General features: G+C 64.4%; 20 protein-coding genes. 15 read left to right on the top strand and 5 right to left on the bottom strand.

The features are described 5' to 3' along the window. The first annotated feature begins 41 nt into the window (after positions 1-41). Entirely contained in the window at positions 42-2,654 is a 2,613-nt protein-coding gene (gene clpB, locus AC3A6M_RS04115; RefSeq protein WP_487851458.1) for an ATP-dependent chaperone ClpB, read from the top strand. Between the two features lie 152 nt (positions 2,655-2,806). Here the strand turns inward: clpB and AC3A6M_RS04120 are convergent, their stop codons facing one another. The 3 genes from AC3A6M_RS04120 to AC3A6M_RS04130 all read right to left on the bottom strand — a co-directional run bounded on the left by AC3A6M_RS04120 (position 2,807) and on the right by AC3A6M_RS04130 (position 5,067). Continuing rightward, positions 2,807-3,391: a PEPxxWA-CTERM sorting domain-containing protein gene (locus AC3A6M_RS04120; protein ID WP_487851459.1), complete on the bottom strand. Its 585-nt coding sequence runs from the start codon at positions 3,389-3,391 to the stop codon at positions 2,807-2,809. 217 nt (positions 3,392-3,608) lie between these two features. After that, entirely contained in the window at positions 3,609-4,619 is a 1,011-nt protein-coding gene (locus AC3A6M_RS04125) for a PEP-CTERM sorting domain-containing protein (RefSeq protein ID WP_487851460.1), read from the bottom strand. A gap of 184 nt (positions 4,620-4,803) precedes the next feature. Beyond that, on the bottom strand, positions 4,804-5,067 hold the full coding sequence (locus tag AC3A6M_RS04130; protein WP_487851461.1) for a PEP-CTERM sorting domain-containing protein: 264 nt from the start codon (positions 5,065-5,067) through the stop codon (positions 4,804-4,806). Between the two features lie 275 nt (positions 5,068-5,342). Here AC3A6M_RS04130 and aceA point away from each other — a divergent pair, with 275 nt between their 5' ends. The 3 genes from aceA to AC3A6M_RS04145 all read left to right on the top strand — a co-directional run bounded on the left by aceA (position 5,343) and on the right by AC3A6M_RS04145 (position 9,407). Next, on the top strand, positions 5,343-6,641 hold the full coding sequence (gene aceA, locus AC3A6M_RS04135; RefSeq protein ID WP_487851462.1) for an isocitrate lyase: 1,299 nt from the start codon (positions 5,343-5,345) through the stop codon (positions 6,639-6,641). 137 nt (positions 6,642-6,778) lie between these two features. Continuing rightward, positions 6,779-7,954: a 23S rRNA (adenine(2030)-N(6))-methyltransferase RlmJ gene (locus AC3A6M_RS04140; RefSeq protein ID WP_487851463.1), complete on the top strand. Its 1,176-nt coding sequence runs from the start codon at positions 6,779-6,781 to the stop codon at positions 7,952-7,954. A gap of 175 nt (positions 7,955-8,129) precedes the next feature. After that, positions 8,130-9,407 carry an EAL and HDOD domain-containing protein gene (locus tag AC3A6M_RS04145; protein ID WP_487851464.1) on the top strand — a complete coding sequence of 426 codons (1,278 nt, stop codon included), beginning with the start codon at positions 8,130-8,132 and terminating at the stop codon, positions 9,405-9,407. A gap of 25 nt (positions 9,408-9,432) precedes the next feature. Here AC3A6M_RS04145 and AC3A6M_RS04150 read toward each other — a convergent pair whose 3' ends face one another. Together AC3A6M_RS04150 and AC3A6M_RS04155 are read right to left on the bottom strand one after the other, a co-directional pair. Then, complete coding sequence (locus tag AC3A6M_RS04150) at positions 9,433-10,182, bottom strand: SAM-dependent methyltransferase (RefSeq protein ID WP_487851465.1); 750 nt, start codon at positions 10,180-10,182, stop codon at positions 9,433-9,435. A 14-nt stretch (positions 10,183-10,196) separates the two neighbouring features. Continuing rightward, positions 10,197-10,823: a Maf-like protein gene (locus AC3A6M_RS04155; RefSeq protein ID WP_487851466.1), complete on the bottom strand. Its 627-nt coding sequence runs from the start codon at positions 10,821-10,823 to the stop codon at positions 10,197-10,199. A gap of 170 nt (positions 10,824-10,993) precedes the next feature. On the opposite strand from AC3A6M_RS04155, the gene AC3A6M_RS04160 reads away from it, so the two are divergent. The 11 genes from AC3A6M_RS04160 to AC3A6M_RS04210 all read left to right on the top strand — a co-directional run bounded on the left by AC3A6M_RS04160 (position 10,994) and on the right by AC3A6M_RS04210 (position 19,273). After that, positions 10,994-11,491, top strand: a complete 498-nt coding sequence (locus AC3A6M_RS04160) for a YceD family protein (RefSeq protein WP_487851467.1) — start codon at positions 10,994-10,996, stop codon at positions 11,489-11,491. Positions 11,492-11,711: 220 nt separating this feature from the next. Further along, positions 11,712-11,894: a 50S ribosomal protein L32 gene (rpmF, locus tag AC3A6M_RS04165; protein ID WP_036168414.1), complete on the top strand. Its 183-nt coding sequence runs from the start codon at positions 11,712-11,714 to the stop codon at positions 11,892-11,894. A gap of 199 nt (positions 11,895-12,093) precedes the next feature. Continuing rightward, a complete protein-coding gene (gene plsX, locus AC3A6M_RS04170) occupies positions 12,094-13,137 on the top strand; it encodes a phosphate acyltransferase PlsX (protein WP_487851468.1) in 1,044 nt (347 codons plus the stop codon). Continuing rightward, positions 13,137-14,123, top strand: coding sequence for a beta-ketoacyl-ACP synthase III (locus AC3A6M_RS04175; RefSeq protein ID WP_487851469.1), 987 nt, complete (start codon positions 13,137-13,139; stop codon positions 14,121-14,123). Before plsX ends, AC3A6M_RS04175 begins: the two co-directional genes overlap by 1 nt. Positions 14,124-14,157: 34 nt before the next feature. Beyond that, a complete protein-coding gene (fabD, locus tag AC3A6M_RS04180; protein ID WP_487851470.1) occupies positions 14,158-15,093 on the top strand; it encodes an ACP S-malonyltransferase in 936 nt (311 codons plus the stop codon). Between the two features lie 75 nt (positions 15,094-15,168). Further along, positions 15,169-15,912 (top strand): 3-oxoacyl-ACP reductase FabG, encoded by a 744-nt coding sequence (gene fabG, locus AC3A6M_RS04185; RefSeq protein WP_487851471.1) that lies wholly within the window; start codon positions 15,169-15,171, stop codon positions 15,910-15,912. A gap of 127 nt (positions 15,913-16,039) precedes the next feature. Continuing rightward, a complete protein-coding gene (gene acpP / locus AC3A6M_RS04190; protein WP_036168404.1) occupies positions 16,040-16,279 on the top strand; it encodes an acyl carrier protein in 240 nt (79 codons plus the stop codon). A gap of 26 nt (positions 16,280-16,305) precedes the next feature. Further along, complete coding sequence (gene fabF, locus AC3A6M_RS04195) at positions 16,306-17,550, top strand: beta-ketoacyl-ACP synthase II (protein ID WP_487851472.1); 1,245 nt, start codon at positions 16,306-16,308, stop codon at positions 17,548-17,550. A gap of 115 nt (positions 17,551-17,665) precedes the next feature. Then, positions 17,666-18,172: a protein YgfX gene (locus AC3A6M_RS04200; protein WP_487851473.1), complete on the top strand. Its 507-nt coding sequence runs from the start codon at positions 17,666-17,668 to the stop codon at positions 18,170-18,172. Between the two features lie 41 nt (positions 18,173-18,213). Further along, positions 18,214-18,816, top strand: coding sequence for an RNA polymerase sigma factor RpoE (gene rpoE / locus AC3A6M_RS04205; protein WP_487851474.1), 603 nt, complete (start codon positions 18,214-18,216; stop codon positions 18,814-18,816). Between the two features lie 163 nt (positions 18,817-18,979). Further along, entirely contained in the window at positions 18,980-19,273 is a 294-nt protein-coding gene (locus AC3A6M_RS04210) for a sigma-E factor negative regulatory protein (RefSeq protein WP_487851475.1), read from the top strand. Positions 19,274-19,388: the final 115 nt, after the last annotated feature.

Here is a 19,388-nt window from a genome sequence, read left to right on the forward strand (position 1 = left end):
GTCTAACTTGAGAACCAACCCAACCACTAGGGGATAAGAATATGCGGCAAGACAAACTGACGACCAAGCTCCAGGAAGCGCTGGCGGATGCCCAGAGCCTGGCGGTCGGCAACGATAACCAATATATCGAACCGGCGCACCTGCTGAGCGCCCTGTTGAACCAGGACGACGGCGGCGCGCGTTCGCTACTGCAGCGCGCCGGCGTCAACGTCGGTGCGCTGGCAACCGGCCTGCGCGGGCAGCTGGAGCGCCTGCCGAAAGTGTCCGGCACGGGCGGCGACGTCCAGGTCGGGCGCGAGCTGGTGCAGCTGCTGAATTTGGCCGACCGCGAATCGCAGAAGCGCGGCGACCAGTTCCTGTCCAGCGAGATGGTGCTGCTGGCGCTGACCGAGGACAAGTCGGACGCCGGCCGCCTTGCACGCGAGCATGGCCTGGCGAAGAAGGCGCTGGAATCGGCCATCTCCGCCGTGCGCGGCGGCGAGAACGTGAATTCGCAGGACGCCGAGGGCAACCGCGAAGCGCTGAAGAAATACACGCTCGACCTGACCGAGCGCGCCCGCATGGGCAAGCTCGACCCGGTGATCGGCCGCGACGACGAGATCCGCCGCGCGATCCAGGTGCTGCAGCGCCGTACCAAGAACAACCCGGTGCTGATCGGCGAGCCGGGCGTGGGCAAGACCGCGATCGTCGAAGGCCTGGCCCAGCGCATCGTGAACGGCGAAGTGCCCGATTCGCTGAAGGGCAAGCGCGTGCTGTCGCTCGACATGGCGGCCCTGCTGGCCGGCGCCAAGTACCGCGGCGAATTCGAAGAGCGCCTGAAGGCCGTGCTGAAGGAGCTGGCCCATGACGAAGGCATGACCATCGTCTTCATCGACGAGATCCATACCATGGTCGGCGCCGGCAAGGCGGAAGGCGCGATGGACGCCGGCAACATGCTCAAGCCGGCCCTGGCGCGCGGCGAGCTGCACTGCATCGGCGCGACCACCCTCGACGAGTACCGCAAGTACGTCGAGAAGGATGCCGCGCTGGAGCGCCGCTTCCAGAAGATCATGGTCGACGAGCCGAGCGTGGAGGCGACCATCGCCATCCTGCGCGGCCTGCAGGAAAAGTACGAGCTGCACCACAAGGTGGAGATCACCGACCCGGCGATCATCGCCGCGGCCGAGCTGTCGCACCGGTATATTACCGACCGGTTCCTGCCGGACAAGGCGATCGACCTGATCGACGAAGCCGCGTCCAAAATCAAGATCGAGATCGACTCCAAGCCGGAAGTGATGGACAAGCTGGACCGCCGCCTGATCCAGCTGAAGATCGAGCGCGAAGCCGTCAAGAAGGAAACCGACGAGGCCTCGCAGCGCCGCCTGGAGCTGATCAACGAGGAAATCGCCCGCCTGGAGCGCGAGTACAACGATTACGAGGAAATCCTCAAGGCCGAGAAAGCCGCGGTGCAGGGCACGACCCACATCAAGGAAGAGATCGAGCAGATCCGCCTGCAGATGGAAGAGGCCAAGCGCCAGAGCAACTGGCAGAAGGTCTCGGAGCTGCAGTATGGCCGCCTGCCCGAGCTGGAGAGGCAGCTGAAGGATGCCGAAGCGGCCGGCGAACAGGCCGAAGCGGACGGCGACAAGCCGCGCCTGCTGCGCACCCAGGTCGGCGCCGAGGAGATCGCGGAAGTGGTCTCGCGCGCGACCGGCATCCCGGTGGCGCGCATGATGCAGGGCGAGCGCGACAAGCTGCTGCACATCGAGGACGAGCTGCACAAGCGCGTGGTGGGCCAGGACGAGGCGATCGAGGCCGTGTCCGATGCGATCCGCCGCTCGCGCGCCGGCCTGGCCGACCCGAACCGTCCGTACGGCTCCTTCATGTTCCTGGGCCCGACCGGCGTCGGCAAGACCGAGCTGTGCAAGGCGCTGGCCGCTTTCCTGTTCGATACCGAGGACGCCCTGATCCGCATCGACATGAGCGAGTTCATGGAGAAGCATTCGGTGGCCCGCCTGATCGGCGCGCCGCCGGGCTATGTCGGCTATGAAGAGGGCGGCTACCTGACCGAAGCCGTGCGCCGCAAGCCCTACAGCGTGATCCTGCTCGACGAGATCGAGAAGGCCCACCCGGACGTGTTCAACGTCCTGCTGCAGGCGCTCGACGACGGCCGCATGACCGATGGCCAGGGCCGGACAGTGGATTTCAAAAATACGGTGATCGTGATGACCTCGAACCTGGGTTCGCACAAGATCCAGTCGATGGACACCGACGAGCCGGCGGTGGTGAAACTGGCCGTGATGGCCGAGGTGCGCGGACACTTCCGCCCCGAGTTCATCAACCGGATCGACGAGATCGTGGTCTTCCATGCGCTCGACGAGAAGAACATCGGCGCGATCGCCAAGATCCAGCTGCGCAACCTGGAGCAGCGCCTCGAGAAGATGGAGATGTCGCTGGACATCAGCGATGCCGCCCTGCAGAAGATTGCGGAAGCCGGCTTCGATCCGGTGTACGGCGCCCGTCCGCTCAAGCGCGCGATCCAGCAGCAGATCGAGAATCCGCTGTCGAAGGCGATCCTGTCCGGCCGCTTCGGCCCGAAGGACACGATCCACGTCGGCGTCAACGGCAGCGAGCTTACCTTTGGCCGGGAACCGGCGGTCGAGCTGGCCAAGTAAGCTGGCACGCAGCACGCAAAAACGCCCTGTCCGGGAAACCGGGCAGGGCGTTTGTTATTAGCGTTAAAACCGTCGTTCCCCGGCATTGCCGGAAACGGATTCCCGCGCAGGCGGGAATCCAGGTTCGCCTTGCGTACTAGTAACTTTCAAATTCAGCGCTTGCTTTTGCGCCGCCTCACCATCACCCCCATCAACCCCAACCCGCCCAGCATCATCGCATAGGTCTGCGGCTCCGGCACCGGCGTCAGCGGGATGTTCTCTGACAGCAGGCTGCCGACCTTGCGGCCGCCGTCGCCATCGAACAGGTTGACCTTCACGTGCGGCGACGAGAAATCGGTGGCGCCGCCGTTGAAGGTGAACTTGAAGATCATGTCGTCCGACAGCGCGACGTGGTCGCCGGAGAAGCACAGGCTGGCGCCGACGTGGGCGCCGCCGCCGCAGCCGTTCGCGTTCAGCTCGTTGCTCGACAGCGTCCAGTTGGCCGCGCCGCCCGGCGCCGAGGTCAGGCTCACGCTGTCGAAGGTGCCGATGTCCTTGAGTTGCAGCGCGCCGATGGTGGTGGCGCTGGCCCAGTCACCGGTCGGGTGGGCGGCGTCGATTTCGAGGGTCAGTACGTTGTCCGTCCAGGACGACGTGAAGGTGACGCCCTGGTACTCCAGGGTGCCGGCCTGGGCCGAGGCGATGGCGCCTGTAGCCAGTAGCGCGGAAAGCAGCGTCTTTCGGATCGTCGTATGCACTTCGTTCTCCTTTACTTTGGGTCCTCGGGTGCCGGTCCTTCGCGTCCTGCGAACGGGCCGGCGATACGGATGAGTCCGCGAACCCAGCGTAGAGGGAGCAGGATTTGCATTCTGTTAAGCAGCTAACTCAGCCTTTGTAACAAGGACAGGGACGCGAGGAAGGGCTGGAAAACGAAAACGGCCGCACGAGGCGGCCGTTGGATGGGAGGGCGGGGCGTCAGGCGCGAGGCTTGCGGCGCTTGCTCGCGCCCATCAATCCAAGGCCGGCCAGCAGCAGGGCGATGCTCTGCGGTTCCGGGACTTCGGTGCCGTTCTGGGTGCCGGTGTCGGAACCGGCAGTTGGTCCGGTCGGTTCGTCATGCGCCTGGTCGGCCAGCGGCGGAATCTCCGTGTTCGGGGCGTCGATGACGGTGCCGCCGGAGCCCGAACCGGTGCCCGGCGTCGCCGGCGTACCGGAGCCGCCGCTACCCGAACCGCCGCTTCCCGAACCGCCGCTGCCCGAACCGCCGCTACCGGAGCCGCCGCTACCGGAGCCGCCGTTACCGGAGCCGCCGTTACCGGAGCCTCTGTTACCGGAGCCGCCGTTACCGGAGCCGCCGGAGCCCGCCCCGGTGCCCGGCGTCGTCGGCGTACCGAAGCCGCCGTTACCGGAACCGCCGGAGCCCGCCCCGGTGCCCGGCGTCGTCGGCGTACCGAAGCCGCCGTTACTGGAACCGCCGTTACCGGACTGGCTGCCCGTGCCTGGCGAAGCAGGCAGGGTTTGCGACAGCAGGCCGCCCACTTTCTTGCCTTTGCTGTCGACGAATGCCACCTTCAGGTGCGGCTCGACCGGCCGGACTGCGTTGCCGTTGAAGGTAAAGCTGAACACCATATCGTCCGCCAGCGCGATCTGCTGGCCGTAGAAGCACAGGCGGCTGCCGGCCTGGCCGTTGGTGCGGCCCGAGCATCCCTGGGCGTTCAGTTCGGAACCGGAGGTGGTCCAGCCGGCGGCGCCGTTCGGCATACCGGCGACGCTCACGCTCGTGTAACTGCCGATGCCGTCCAGTTCCAGCGCCGCAAGGCCTGTTGCCCCGGCCCAGGCGTCCTTGCGGCCGGCGGCGTCGATCTCGAGGGTCAGGACATTGCCCGCCCAGCTCGAGTTGAACGTCACGCCCTGGTAGGTCAGCAGGCCGGCATGGGCCGGGGTCATGGCCGCACAGACCAGGCTGGCCGGGAATGCGGTTCGCATTAGCTTATTCATAAGGTACCCCGACGCAATGTTTCGATTACAAGAAGTATCCATACTAGTGTAACCGGCACTTTTGTCAATTCATTTACTCTGCATGACAAGAAATTTGCGGCTTGTCGGCATATTTACAACGCCGGACAAAGACGGCCGCACGAGGCGGGCGTTGGCGGGAAACACTTTGGAGTCAGCCGTGGCGCTTGCGCTGTGCGACCAGGCCCATCAGGCCAAGGCCGGCCGGCAGCAGGGCGATGCTCCGCGGTTCCGGTACCTCGGCGGCGGTCTTGCCGGCGCTGTCCACGAACTCCACCTTGACGTGCGGCTCGAGCGCCTGGACGGCGTTGCCGCTGAACGCCAAGCGGAACATCATGTCGTCGCTCAGCGCGACCTGCTGGGCGAAGAAGCACTGGCGGCTGCCGGCCTTGCCGTTGGTGTCGCCCGAACAGATCATTGTTCGTCCTGGGTTCACGCGTCATTTTCCACAATCTGGAATGGGATTCGCGGATGTGAAAATCGCACAAAAAGGGCAGGCTCACCCGTTTCCATCCTGAGAAAATCCGTTCCGCATCATGGAATTGAGTTGCTAAGTATATGATAAACATGGAAATAAAAATATTCCTATGTCTTATATAAGAGTATTGGTGCTGCGCACAAGCCGTCCTAAGATATCGATAACGACGCTTCCTGCCAACCCGGCATTCATCATTCACCATCAGGAGAACAAGCATGGCAACTCGTGAACAGCAAATCGCAGCCCTGCAGCAGGACTGGGACAACAACCCGCGCTGGAAGGGCGTGACCCGCAACTACACGGCGGCGGACGTCGTCCGCCTGCGCGGCTCGGTGCAGATCGACCATACGCTGGCGCGCCGCGGCGCCGAAAAGCTGTGGGACCTGATCAACAGCGAGCCTTACGTCAATGCGCTGGGCGCGCTGACCGGCAACCAGGCCATGCAGCAGGTGAAGGCCGGCCTGAAGGCGATCTACCTGTCCGGCTGGCAGGTGGCGGGCGACGCCAACCTGGCCGGCGAGATGTATCCGGACCAGTCGCTGTACCCGGCCAATTCGGTGCCGATGGTCGTCAAGCGCATCAACAACGCCTTCCAGCGCGCCGACCAGATCCAGTGGTCGGAAGGCAAGGACGACATCGATTACTTCGCCCCGATCGTGGCTGACGCCGAGGCCGGCTTCGGCGGCGTGCTGAACGCTTTCGAGCTGATGAAATCGATGATCGAGGCGGGCGCGGCCGGCGTCCACTTCGAAGACCAGCTCGCTTCCGTCAAGAAGTGCGGCCACATGGGCGGCAAGGTGCTGGTGCCGAGCCGCGAAGCCGTCGAGAAGCTGAATGCGGCGCGCCTGGCGGCCGACGTGATGGGCGCCCCGACCATCCTGGTGGCCCGCACCGATGCCGAAGCGGCCGACCTGCTGACGTCCGACGTCGACGCCAACGACCAGCCGTTCTGCACCGGCGAGCGCACCGTCGAGGGCTTCTTCCGCGTCAAGCCGGGCGTCGAGCAGGCGATCTCGCGCGGCCTGGCCTATGCGCCCTACGCCGACCTGGTGTGGTGCGAGACCGGCAAGCCGGACCTGGCCTTCGCCAAGCGCTTCGCCGAAGCCATCCACGAAAAATTCCCGGGCAAGATGCTGGCCTATAACTGTTCGCCTTCGTTCAACTGGAAGAAGAACCTGGACGACGCGACCATCGCCAAGTTCCAGAAAGAGCTGGGCGCGATGGGCTACAAGTTCCAGTTCATCACCCTGGCCGGCTTCCACGCCCTGAACTACAGCATGTTCAACCTGGCGCACGGCTACGCGCGCCGCGGCATGTCGGCCTTCGTCGAGCTGCAGGAAGCCGAGTTCGCGGCCGCCGACAAGGGCTTCACCGCGGTCAAGCACCAGCGCGAGGTCGGTACCGGCTACTTCGACGCCGTGACCCAGACCATCCAGCAGCACCAGAGCTCGACCACGGCCCTGCACGGCTCGACCGAAGACGAGCAGTTCTTCGACGAAAAGAAAGTGGCCTGATCGGCCGGCAGATTTTCCCTCCGTTGTTCGCGGTGGCAGCCGCAGCGGTCACGAGCCGCTGCGGCTTTTTTATTTTTGGGGAGTGCGGCGCATCTAGGGGATAATGGCGGCTTTCTAGCCTCATCCTTGGAATTGCCATGTTCAGCTACCGCCACGCCTTTCACGCGGGTAACCACGCCGATGTCCTGAAGCACTTCGTACAAGTGCAGCTGCACCAGTACATGAACCAGAAGGACACGGCCTATACCTATATCGACACCCATTCCGGTGCCGGCGTGTATGCGCTCGACAGCGCGCAGGCGGTGAAAAGCGGGGAATACCTGGACGGCATCGCGCGCCTGTGGGAACGCGACGACCTGCCGACGCCGCTGGCGGACTACGTGAACCTGGTGCGCGCCATGAATCCCTCCGGCCGCCTGCGCTACTACCCCGGCTCGCCCTATGTGGCCGAGCAGGTCGCGCGTGCCGAGGACCGGCTGCGCCTGTTCGAACTGCACCCGGCCGACACCAGGCTGCTGGTGGAGAACTTCCGCAAGCTCGAGGCGCACAAGGCGGAGCAGGGCGAGCGCTCGCGCGGGCGCCGCGTCCTGATCGAGCATGCGGATGGCTTCCATGCGATGAAGGCCCTGCTGCCGCCGCCATCGCGCCGCGCACTGGTGCTGATCGATCCGCCGTATGAAGTCAAGCTCGACTACAAGCATGTGCGCGATGCGCTGGAAGAGGCGCTCGGCCGTTTCCCGTCCGGGATCTACGCTGTCTGGTATCCGGTGCTGCAGCGCATGGAGTCGCGCCAGTTCGCCGACCGCCTGAAGCGCCTGCCGGCCAAGGAATGGCTGCACGTGACCCTGACCGTGGCGACCCCGGGTCCGGACGGCACCGGCATGCACAGCAGCGGCATGTTCATCCTCAATCCGCCCTACACGCTGGAGCCGATGCTGCGCGAAACCATGCCCTATCTGGTGCAGGTGCTCGGCCAGGACAGCGGCGCCACCTTCCGCATCGAAAAAGGCACCCAGGTCACGGGAACCGCCAGCCCGCGCGGCCTTGACACCGGCCCGCGCAAGCCGGTCGGCAATGCGCGCCGCGCCAGCCCGCTGTCCGGCGCCGGCAGCCTGCGCCTGCCGGGCCAGCCCTTCGGCGAAGGCCCGCGCAAGCGCGAGGGCGTCGCGCCCGGCAAGGAAGCCGCCGGCGAGCGCCCGGCCCAGCCTTCCGCCGCGGCCCCGGCAAAGAAGCGCGTTCCCGCTTTCCGCTACGCAGACCAGAACAAATCGGCCGCACAAGGCCATAAACGCAAGACGCCAGGCCGCGGCTGATCCGGTTGAGCTCGCCTGCTTGGCCGGACCGTCGCCGGTCCCGTTCTTCGTAACGATTTGATACGATGTCGAAATGTAAAGACTTCGAGTCTGTAGTATAGTCGAAGAGGTGCAGGGCAAAGCCCAGGCCTCGACTCGCATTTACGAGTCGAAATTGATTCTCAGGAGTTTTAAGATGCACGCGGATGCAACGGCAGTCACGTCCATGCCGCCCGATCAATTCTTTCTGGCGCGCCAGCCCATACTCGGGCGCGACCAGAAGCTGGTGGCGTTCGAGCTGCTGTTTCGCGCCGCCCCGGAGCACGAGGACGCGCAACTGACCGATTTTGCCGCCGCGACCGCCACCGTCATTTCCCACGCTTCGCAGCTGGGCATGGAGCAGGTGGTGGGCGAGCAGCTCGCCTTCGTCAATGTCGACGAGGTGGTGCTGATGAGCGACTTCGTCCGTTTCCTTCCGCCGGACCGGGTGATCCTCGAGATCCTGGAAACCGTGCAGCCCACCGATGCGCTGCTGGCGCGCGTGAAGGAACTGAAAGAGCTTGGCTTCAAGTTCGCCCTCGACGACGTTATAGGCCATTCCGAGCAGGTTAGCAAGCTGATCGATTTGGTCGATGTGATCAAGGTCGACCTCAAAGGCGTCAGCCGCGAGGAGCTGGCCTGCCTGGCGTCCAGCCTGCGCGATGCGCCCCAAAAACTGCTGGCGGAAAAGGTCGAGACGGTGGAGGAATTCGACCTTTGCATGGAACTCGGTTTCGAATACTTCCAGGGCTATTATTTCGCGCGCCCGGCCATCCTGTCGGGCAGGAAGATCTCGCCGTCCGAGCTGGTCGTGCTGCGCCTGCTGGAGCTGATCGGCTCGAATGCCGACAGCGCCGCCATCGAGGCGGCCGTCAAGCGCGACGCCCTGCTGAGCCTGAACCTGCTGCGCCTCGTGAACAGCCGCGCCGCGGGGCCGGACACCCACATCGAATCGGTGTCGCAGGCCCTGGTCCAGCTCGGGCGCAACCAGCTGCAGCGCTGGCTGCAGATCCTGCTGTACAGCACGCCGGACGGCCGGGTCGAGCTGAATTCGCCGCTGCTGCAGATGGCGACCACGCGCGGCCGCCTGCTGGAGCTGATGAGCCTGACCCTGCGGCCGGGCGACGTCGCCGGCGCCGAGGCCGCCTTCACGATCGGCATGATGTCGTTGATGGATGCGCTGCTGTCGCTACCGATGGACCGCATCCTCGAACGCGTCGACGTGTCGCAGGAAGTGAAGGGCGCGCTGCTGGGCCGCGCCGGCGATTATGGCGCGATGCTGAGCGTGGCCGAGGAGCTGGAAGGCAAGCAGTGCGGCGTCAGCCTGAAACGCGCCCTCGACAAGCTGGGCCTGTCGGTCAAGCAGATCCGCGAGATCGAGCTGGCGGCCTTTGACTGGGTCCGCGGCCTGGGCGCCGAATCACAGACCCACTAGGGCGCTTGTCGGACGCTCTGGCTTTTTACTGCGCCAGCAGCAGGAACACGGTCGGCTTCTTGTGGAAGTCCGGCCCCTTGTTCGCGGCCAGCGCAGTCTTCCATTTTGCCGCCGTCAGCGTGCGCACCGATTCGCTCGGCAGCGACAGGTCGGTCGCCACGCAAATCAAGGTGCCGGGCTGGCAGGCGCCGGCCAGGGCGTCCAGCATGGCGGCGTTGCGGTAGGGCGTTTCGATCAGCAACTGGGTCTGCTTCTCGGCGCGCGAGCGCTGTTCCAGTTGCTGGATGCGCTTGGTGCGCTGGGCCGCATCGGTCGGCAGGTAGCCGTTGAAGGCGAAGCTCTGGCCGTTCAGGCCGCTCGCCATCACGGCCAGCAGCAGCGAGGACGGGCCGACCAGCGGCCGCACCGTGATCCCGTGCTGGTGCGCCAGCCGGACCAGGTCGGCGCCCGGATCGGCCACCGCCGGCACCCCGGCTTCCGATACCAGGCCGGCGTCAATTCCTTCCAGCAGGGGCGCGAGCAGGGCGGCCAGGGCTTGCGGCGGCGTGTTCACGTTCAGCTCGGAAATCTTGATTTCCTGCAGGGGGCGCGCCAGCGGATGGTCGACTGACACCAGTTTCAGGAAGGCGCGCGCCGTCTTGGCGTTCTCGGCCACGAAATATTCCAGCTTCGAGGCGATGTCCTGCACCTGTTCGGGCAGGATGTGGGACAGGGCGTGGGGAGCGGCGTCAAGCGGGCCGAGGGTGTTCGGGACAAGGTAGAGAGTGCCTGGCATGGTGGAATCTTGTTTTATTTAGTGCCGAAAAAAGTGACGCCGGCGCGGCGCAGCATGCCGGTCAGGGCGATCAGCGGCAGGCCGGTGAGGGCGGTCGGGTCGCTGCTGTCGATGCGTTCCAGCAGGGCGATGCCGAGACCTTCGTTCTTGGCGCTGCCGGCGCAGTCGTAGGGCTGCTCGATGCGCAGGTAGGCGTCGAGTTCGTGGTCCGGCAGGTCGCGGAAGGTGACGAAGACCTGCACATTCTCGACCTGCGCCGCCTGCTCCGCAGACAGGCGGCCATCCCACAGGCACAGGGCCGTATGGAAAGTCACGCGCCGCCCGCGCATCTTCTGCAGCTGGGCGAGGGCGCGCGCATGGTCGCCGGGCTTGCCGATCTGTTCGCCGTCCAGGGTGGCGACCTGGTCCGAGCCGATGACCAGCGCACCGGGATGCTGCCGGGCAACCGCGGCGGCCTTGTCGCGCGCCAGGCGCAGGGCGGTGGCTTCCGGCGCCTCGCCCGGCAGCGGGGTCTCGTCGATGTCCGGCGCGATCGCCTCGAAGGGCAGGCCGAGCCGGGACAGCAGTTCGCGCCGGTAGGCGGAGCTGGAAGCGAGGATCAGGCGCACAGGATCACAACAATGAGCGGAACTTGGTATCATGTCGGCCAGTCCAATATTCATAAGCAAAACAAATAGATAGGCCTTCCCGGCAAGAAAATCCGATGGCCGGTCCGGCCGTGCGGGCAGGGATGCAACCCAAGTGCGGAATTCTTTGACTGAGCGGGAAGAAGCCTGCTATTATCGCAGGTTTTCCGGGGAAGCTTTTCCAAATGAGCGCTTTTGTCATCGACGCCTTCGAATTTTGTCGGAACAACGGCTATCGGGAAGGTGTCACGCCGGTGGCTGACATGCCCCGCCTGGCAGCCGAGTGCGCCGACCCGTCGGGCCAGATCACCTGGGCGATCCAGGGCGGCCAGACCAGGCAGGGGTATCCGTCGATGACCTTGTCCGTCTCCGGTACCGTGCAGCTGGTCTGCCAGCGTTGCCTGGCGCCGTTCGGCTACGACATCGATTCGTCGACCATGCTCGTGCTGGGCAAGAACGACGAAGATGCGGATGAGATCGAGGAAATCCTCGACGATGAAACCATCGACGTGATCGTCGGCAGCCAGAGCTGCGACATCATGCAGTTACTGGAAGATGAAGCCCTGCTGGCCCTGCCGCAGGCACCGAAGCATGAGGTGTGCCCAGATACCAAGCTGATGGACTCCTTGAAGTCCGACAAGGTATCGCCGTTCGCGGCACTGAAGAGCCTCAAATCAGAATAACAGTAGTTGATGGAATTGCGCCGCGGATGCCCGAACAGGGTGTGCGGGCGCTCAAAAGACGTGTCAAACGCGTGCAGCAGTCGAGTATGGCAGCGGTAGCAAGATGTAGGCAGCGTTAAAACATGTCGGCAATGAAGTAAATTGCCGCTGGGATACTCGATAAGCATGGAATTGCGAGTCGATTGTGTTAGAATTTTAGAACTTATGTTTAGGAGTCATCATGGCAGTTCAGCAGAATAAGAAGTCCCCGTCGAAGCGCGGCATGCACCGTTCGCACGATTTCCTGGTTGCGCCGAACCTGGCCGTCGAGCCGACCACCGGCGAGACCCACCTGCGTCACCACATCAGCCCGAACGGTTTCTACCGTGGTCGCAAAGTGATCAAGACCAAGAACGACGAGTAATCGGCGTCTTGCTGTTTTGTTCTATGGAAGCGGTGCAACGTATGTACAGTGCGTGGCGCCGCTTTCTCTTTTGCGATATTGATTCCGGTTGCACGTCCGTGTATGCCGTCGTTTTCGATCCCGCTGAGTCCCCCCGGCATTCTGCCGCGCAAGGACACGCCGTCGCTCGCCTATCCTGAGCCGCGGTTCATCCCGAAAAATGACAATTACAATCTCCATTGACTGCATGGGCGGCGATCACGGCCCCTCAGTTACCATTCCGGCAGCGCTCGCCTTCCTCAAGCACGAACCCAACGTGGAGCTCATCCTCGTCGGCCTGGAAGAGCAGGTGCGCGCCGAACTCAAGAAACACCACGCGGACACCAATCCGCGCCTGACCATCAAGCACGCCACCGAGGTGGTGGCGATGGACGATCCGATCGAGGTCGCGTTGCGCCGCAAGAAGGATTCGTCGATGCGCGTGGCGATCGAGCTGGTGAAGGACGGCCGGGCCGACGTCTGCGTCTCGGCCGGCAACACCGGGGCGCTGATGGCGATCTCGCGCTACGTCCTGAAGACCATGGCCGACGTCGACCGTCCGGCGATCTGCTCGATCATGCCGAACCAGAAGGGCAGCCCGACCTATATGCTGGACCTGGGCGCCAATGTCGACTGCGAGCCGCATCACCTGCACCAGTTCGCCATCATGGGCGCCGTGCTGTTCCAGGCAATGGAGCAGCGCCGCCCGAGCATCGGCCTGCTCAACGTCGGCACCGAGGAAATCAAGGGCAATGAAGTGGTGAAGGCCACCGGGGCCCTGCTGCGCGCCGACCACGAGCGCGGCGTCCTGAATTTCCACGGCAACGTCGAAGGCAACGACATCTTCAAGGGCACGGTCGACGTGATCGTCTGCGACGGCTTCGTCGGCAACGTGACCCTGAAGGCGGTCGAGGGCCTGTCGCGCTTCGTCAAGGCGACCCTGATGGAAACCACGATGTCCAAGCTGGGCGCGCTGTTGGCCCGCAAGTCGCTGAAGAAGCTGAACCCGGAGAGCTATAACGGCGCCGGCCTGCTGGGCCTGCGGGGCCTGGTGTTCAAGAGCCATGGCGGCGCGAATGCATTCGCTTTCGAGTGGGCAATAAAACGCGCCTATAATGCGGCTCAATACAACGTGCAGGAACAACTGTCGGCGATGATCGCCGAGTTGATGCCCCGCACTCCTGATCCGCAATCGCCAGGCTCAACCATTCAGCAGGCCAAGTAATGACTGTGTACAGCAAAATCATCGGTACCGGCAGCTATCTGCCGGCCCAGCGCGTCACCAACCACGACCTCGCCGCCCAGCTGGGCGCGAAGGGCATCGAGACCTCGGACGAGTGGATCGTGACCCGCAGCGGCATCCAGGCCCGCCACTATGCGGCGGCCGACGAGAACGCTTCCGACCTGGCGGTCAAGGCGGCCAACAAGGCGCTGGAAGCGGCCGGCCTGGGCGCCGAGCAGATCGACCTGATCGTGGTCGCCACCTCGACTCCCGATTTCTACGGCAATTTCCCGAGCACGGCCTGCATCGTGCAGAACAAGCTCGGCATCCGCAACAACGGCGCCGCCTTCGACGTGGCGGCGGTCTGCAGCGGCTTCGTCTACGCGATGTCCACCGCCGACGCCTTCATCAAGGCCGGCAACGCGAAGAACGTGCTGGTGATCGGCACCGAAGTGTTCTCGCGCATCCTCGACTTCAACGACCGCAGCACCTGCGTGCTGTTCGGCGACGGCGCCGGCGCGGTGGTGATGACCGCTTCGGAAGAACCGGGCGTGCTGGCGGTCAAGCTGCACGCCGACGGCAGCCACGGCGGCATCCTGTGCGGCCCGACCAATCCGGCAACTGCCGCGATCTCCGGCGAAACCTTCCTGTACATGGACGGCCAGGCGGTGTTCAAGCTGGCCGTGACGGTGCTGGAAAAAGTCGCCTACGAGGCGCTGGAGCACGCGAACATGCCGGCCTCCAGCATCGACTGGCTGATTCCGCACCAGGCCAACCTGCGCATCATGAACGGCACCGCGAAGAAACTCGGCCTGCCGGTCGAGAAGATGGTGGTGACCGTCAACGAACACGGCAATACCTCGGCCGCGTCGATCCCGCTGGCGCTCGACCAGGCGGTGCGCGACGGCCGCATCCAGCCCGGCCAGAACATCCTGATGGAAGGCGTGGGCGGCGGCTTTACCTGGGGCGCCGTGCTGGCCCGGATGTAAGCTGCGTCTTCACAGAATAAAAATAGGAGTATCCATGACCAAATTCGCTTTTGTGTTCACGGGCCAGGGCGCCCAGGCCGTCGGCATGCTGAACGGCTTCGCCGGCAATCCGGTCGTCGCGCAGACCGTGGCGGAAGCTTCGGACGCGCTGGGCCTGGACATCGGCAAGCTGATCGCCGAAGGCCCGAAGGAAGACCTGGACCTGACCACCAATACCCAGCCGGTGATGCTGACCGCGGCCGTGGCCGTGTACCGCGCGTGGATCGCAGCCGGCGGCGCGAAGCCGGCGCTGGTCGCCGGCCATAGCCTGGGCGAGTACTCGGCCCTGGTGGCCGTCGGCGTGATCGACTTCAAGGACGCGGTGCCGCTGGTGCGCTTCCGCGCCCAGGCTATGCAGGATGCGGTGCCGGTCGGGCAGGGCGGCATGGCCGTGATCCTCGGCCTGCAGGCCGATGCCGTGCGCGAAGTCTGCGCCGAGGCGGCCCAGGGTGAAGTGGTCGAAGCCGTCAACTTCAACGAGCCGACCCAGATCGTGATCGCCGGCCATACCGCCGCGGTCGAGCGCGCCTGCGACATCGCCAAGGCCAAGGGCGCCAAGCGCGCCATGAAGCTGTCGGTGTCGGCGCCGTTCCACTCCTCGCTGCTGAAACCGGCATCGGACCGCCTGCGCGACTACATGGCCGGCCTGACCTTCCACGCTCCGCAGATCGACTTGATCAATAACGTCGACGTGGCTATCCTGCACGATCCGGCTGCGATCAAGGACGCGCTGGTGCGCCAGGCCGCCGGCCCGGTGCGCTGGGTCGAGACCATGCAGAAGATGGCGGCGATGGGCGTGACCCAGGTCATCGAGTGCGCGCCGAGCAAGACCCTGATCGGTATGGCCAAGCGCATCGACCCGGTGCTGGTCGGCGAAGCCCTGGTCGACCAGGCATCGCTGGAGCGCGTGCTGGCGTCGCTGCAAAGGTAATACTATGGGGTCAGAGCCCGGTTTACTCGGGTGGGCTCTGATCCCATCTGACTATAAGAGCAATCAAAGCCAAGGATGAGCATGAACCTGCAAAATCAAGTCGCCCTCGTTACCGGCGCATCGCGCGGCATCGGCAAGGCCATCGCGCTGGAACTGGCGCGCCAGGGCGCGAAAGTGGTCGGCACCGCCACCACCGACGCCGGCGCCGAAGCCATCACCGCCTACCTGTCCGAATTCGGCGGCAAGGGCATGGTGCTGAACGTCACCGACGCCGCCCAGTGCGGCGCCGTGATCGACGACGTGACCAAGAACGTCGGCAGCATCGGCATCCTGGTCAACAACGCCGGCATCACCCAGGACCAGCTGGCGATGCGCATGAAGGACGAGGAGTGGGACAGCGTGATCGCCACCAACCTGACCGCCGTCGGCCGCCTGTCGCGCGCCGTGCTGCGCGGGATGATGAAGGCGAAGCAGGGGCGTATCATCAACATCACCTCGGTGGTGGCCTCGAGCGGCAACCCGGGCCAGATGAACTACGCGGCCGCCAAGGCCGGCGTGGAAGGCATGGGCCGCGCGCTGGCGCGCGAGATCGGCAGCCGCAACATCACCGTCAACAGCGTGGCGCCGGGCTTCATCGATACCGACATGACCAAGGCCCTGGGCGAGGGCCAGCACGAAGCGCTGCTGGGCCAGATTCCGCTGGGCCGCCTGGGCAAGCCGGAAGACATCGCGCATGCGGTGGCGTTCCTGGCGGGTCCGCAAGCCGCTTACATCACGGGCACGACCCTGCACGTGAACGGCGGCATGTACATGAACTGAGCCAGATCTCGGCTTTTAGCAGTAGTTTCAGCCGAATTAGCGTCAAACGCTGAAAATAGTTTTTCAACGCGCAAACCCTGATAAAATGCGCGCACTTTCCGCAACACATACCTAATGGAGCCATAACATGTCGGATATCGAACAACGCGTTAAAAAAATCGTCGCTGAGCAACTGGGCGTTGCGGAAGCAGACATCAAAATCGATTCCTCGTTCGTTGACGACCTCGGCGCAGATTCCCTGGACACCGTTGAACTGGTGATGGCACTGGAAGACGAATTCGAAATGGAAATCCCTGACGAACAGGCCGAGAAGATCACCACCGTCCGCCAGGCCATCGAGTACGCACAAGCGCACGTCAAGGCCTAAGCTTTTAAGTAATCCAGGAGAAACGCTTGAGTTCACGCAACCGTCGTGTCGTCGTAACTGGCCTGGGTTGCATTTCCCCGATCGGTAACACCATTGCCGAAGCGTGGGAGAGCGCCCTGGCGGGCAAATCGGGTATTGCCAACATTACCCGTTTCGACGCCTCGCCTTTTTCGACCCGTTTTGCGGGCGAAGTGAAGAACTTCAACGTCGAGGACTACCTGCCCGGCAAGGAAGGCCGCCATATGGATACCTTCATCCATTTCGGCATGGCCGCAGGTATCCAGGCGTTGCAGGATTCGGGCATCGAAGTCACCGAGCAGAATGCCGACCGCATCGGCGTGATGGTGGGTTCGGGCATCGGCGGTCTGCCGATGATCGAAGCGACCAAGGAAGAGTACGACAGCCGCGGCCCGCGCCGCATCTCGCCGTTCTTCGTCCCGGCCTCGATCATCAACATGATCTCGGGCGACCTGTCGATCAAATTCGGCCTGCGCGGTCCGAACCTAGCCATCGTCACTGCCTGCACCACCGGCCTGCACTGCATCGGCGCGGCGGCGCGCCTGATCGAGTACGGCGATGCCGACGTGATGATCGCCGGCGGCGCCGAGTCGACCGTCTCGCCGCTGGGCCTGGGCGGTTTCGCTTCGGCCCGGGCGCTGTCCTCGCGCAATGACGATCCGGCCACCGCTTCGCGTCCCTGGGACCGCGACCGCGACGGCTTCGTGCTGGGCGAGGGCGCCGGCGTGATGGTGCTCGAAGAGTACGAACACGCCAAGGCCCGCGGCGCGAAGATCTATGCGGAAGTCGTCGGCTTCGGCATGAGCGCGGACGCCAACCACATCACGGCTCCGCTCGAGGATGGCAGTGGCGCCTCGCGCTGCATGGTGTCGGCAATGAATTACGCCGGCATCAATCCGGACCAGGTGCACTACGTGAATGCGCACGGTACCTCGACTCCGGTCGGCGACGTCGCTGAAGTGAAGGGCATCAAGCGCACTTTCGGCGATCACGCCAGCAAGCTGGTGGTCAACTCGACCAAGTCGATGACCGGCCACCTGCTGGGCGGCGCCGGCGGCCTCGAGTCCGTGTTCACCGTGCTGGCGATCCACAACCAGATCTCGCCGCCGACGATCAATATCTTCAACCAGGATCCGGAATGCGACCTGGACTTCTGCGCCAACACGGCGCGTGAAATGAAGATCGATTACGCGGTGAAGAACTCGTTCGGCTTCGGCGGCACCAACGGCACCCTGGTCTTCGCCAAGGTCTGACCGGCTTCACAGAGCCAGAACCAAAAACGCCCATCCCGGTCCAAGGGATGGGCGTTTTGTCTTTTGCGCGGCCCTAGAGCAGCGCGTCCTCCTTTTTTACTCACCCTGATCGCCCATGCCGATAGCGGTTTCCGCCATCGTCAGGCCGTCGCGCATCCATCGTTGCTTGCTCGTCGGCGCCGGCCTGGCCCTGTTCGCCGCCGCGCTCGCGGTGGGCCTGTCCGCGCCTGCGCGTTTCCACGCCGGCTTCCTCCAGGCAAGCATCCTGGCGGGCGCCGGCGCCGTACTGATGCATGCCGGGTCGGCCAGGGCAAAGACGCACCGGATTGATATTTCTGGAACCGGTGACCTGGTCGTGACGGTACAACAAGGACTGCGCAAGCGGAGCCTGGCCGGACAGCCGGACGCCGCGGATGACGCGGCCGGCGTGGTCCTGTTGCCGGGCTCCGTCGTCTGGCCGCCGCTGATGCTGCTGCGCTTGCGCGACGACCGTGCCCGCGTGCACGTCCTGCCTGTGTGGCGCGACAGTGTCGAGCCGGGCGCCTGGCGGGCGCTGGCGGTGGCCGTACTGGCGCTGGGACGGCGCGGCGGCAGCGCCGCGGAGTGCAGCGCCATTCGATGAACTTATTGCAGCGGGCCAACTCTTAGCAACAAGGACGTTCAGTGACGACCGAACGCGAGTGTGATCAACTGCTGGTTGAGCGCGTCCAGGCTGGCGATCGCCGGGCGTTCGACCTGCTGGTGTCCAAATACCAGCGCCGGCTGATGCGCCTGGTGTCGCGCCTCGTGCACGATCCGGCCGAAGCGGAAGACGTGGTGCAGGAAACGTTTATCAAGGCTTTTCGTGCCCTGCGCCATTTCCGCGGCGATTCCGCGTTCTATACCTGGCTGTATAGAATCGGAATTAATACGGCAAAAAATTTTCTGGTCACGCAAGGCCGCCGGGCCCCGACCTCGACGGAAGCCGATGCCGAGCGTGCGGAAGGATTTGACGACGCGGACAGCTTGCGAGACATTAATACACCAGAGTCCGTCTTGGCCAGCAAGCAGATTGCGTTCACGGTGAATGCCGCGATGGAAGCGCTGCCGCTGGAATTGCGGACCGCGATCGTCTTGCGCGAAATAGAAGGCTTGAGCTACGAGGAAATCTCCGAAGTGATGGCGTGTCCAATCGGTACCGTGCGCAGTCGGATTTTCAGGGCGCGCGAAGTGATTGCCGAGAAATTGCGGCCCTTGCTCGATATTCCGGCTGACAGGCGTCGGTAGCTGACGAACAAGTTAAGAGCGCCTAACAAAAACCCCAAGGCAAGGCGCATCGCCGCAGCGGCGGACCGCGAAGACCGTACGCTAGTACGGCGAGACGAATGCAACGCCGCCATGGGGGTTTTGTTAGGTGCTGAGGATTCGAGACGGGCGTAATGGAACCAAGATGGACACGAACAAAAAAAACCGCGAATATATCTCTGTCCTGATGGACGGCGAAACTCCCGAGGCCGACCAGGAGCTGGCCATGGCCGCGCTGGGCGGGCCGGACGGCGAGCAGGCCTGGGACATCTACCACCACATCGGCGACATCCTGCGCGCCGAGGCCACCGCCGAGCTGTCGCCCGGCTTCGCGGAACGCCTGGCCGCGCGCCTGGCGGCCGAGCCCCTGCCTGCCAAGCGCACGGCCGGCGCCGCCGAGCCGGCCGCCACCAGCACGGCCATCGCCGGGCCCCGCTGAGCCGGCCTACCCCGACCGCGCCGGGTCCGCACCATGCCGCGTCCGGACTGCGGGCGTCCGCGCCGCCGCCTCCTGCAGCCTGCACCCACGAGCCCGTACCGTGGCGACAACGTTG

The organism is Telluria sp. Soil_C_11 (genome assembly GCF_057657395.1).

Excerpts from the sequence above, each read along its gene's own strand:
- AC3A6M_RS04210 (WP_487851475.1), top strand. The coding sequence starts at position 18,980 with ATGGACACGAACAAAAAAAACCGCGAATATATCTCTGTCCTGATGGAC.
- AC3A6M_RS04150 (WP_487851465.1), bottom strand. The coding sequence starts at position 10,182 with ATGCCAGGCACTCTCTACCTTGTCCCGAACACCCTCGGCCCGCTTGAC.
- clpB (WP_487851458.1), top strand. The coding sequence starts at position 42 with ATGCGGCAAGACAAACTGACGACCAAGCTCCAGGAAGCGCTGGCGGAT.
- AC3A6M_RS04140 (WP_487851463.1), top strand. The coding sequence starts at position 6,779 with ATGTTCAGCTACCGCCACGCCTTTCACGCGGGTAACCACGCCGATGTC.
- plsX (WP_487851468.1), top strand. The coding sequence starts at position 12,094 with ATGACAATTACAATCTCCATTGACTGCATGGGCGGCGATCACGGCCCC.
- AC3A6M_RS04155 (WP_487851466.1), bottom strand. The coding sequence starts at position 10,823 with ATGATACCAAGTTCCGCTCATTGTTGTGATCCTGTGCGCCTGATCCTC.
- AC3A6M_RS04125 (WP_487851460.1), bottom strand. The coding sequence starts at position 4,619 with ATGCGAACCGCATTCCCGGCCAGCCTGGTCTGTGCGGCCATGACCCCG.
- aceA (WP_487851462.1), top strand. The coding sequence starts at position 5,343 with ATGGCAACTCGTGAACAGCAAATCGCAGCCCTGCAGCAGGACTGGGAC.
- AC3A6M_RS04175 (WP_487851469.1), top strand. The coding sequence starts at position 13,137 with ATGACTGTGTACAGCAAAATCATCGGTACCGGCAGCTATCTGCCGGCC.
- rpmF (WP_036168414.1), top strand. The coding sequence starts at position 11,712 with ATGGCAGTTCAGCAGAATAAGAAGTCCCCGTCGAAGCGCGGCATGCAC.
- AC3A6M_RS04130 (WP_487851461.1), bottom strand. The coding sequence starts at position 5,067 with ATGATCTGTTCGGGCGACACCAACGGCAAGGCCGGCAGCCGCCAGTGC.
- fabD (WP_487851470.1), top strand. The coding sequence starts at position 14,158 with ATGACCAAATTCGCTTTTGTGTTCACGGGCCAGGGCGCCCAGGCCGTC.
- AC3A6M_RS04160 (WP_487851467.1), top strand. The coding sequence starts at position 10,994 with ATGAGCGCTTTTGTCATCGACGCCTTCGAATTTTGTCGGAACAACGGC.
- acpP (WP_036168404.1), top strand. The coding sequence starts at position 16,040 with ATGTCGGATATCGAACAACGCGTTAAAAAAATCGTCGCTGAGCAACTG.
- AC3A6M_RS04200 (WP_487851473.1), top strand. The coding sequence starts at position 17,666 with ATGCCGATAGCGGTTTCCGCCATCGTCAGGCCGTCGCGCATCCATCGT.
- AC3A6M_RS04145 (WP_487851464.1), top strand. The coding sequence starts at position 8,130 with ATGCACGCGGATGCAACGGCAGTCACGTCCATGCCGCCCGATCAATTC.
- fabG (WP_487851471.1), top strand. The coding sequence starts at position 15,169 with ATGAGCATGAACCTGCAAAATCAAGTCGCCCTCGTTACCGGCGCATCG.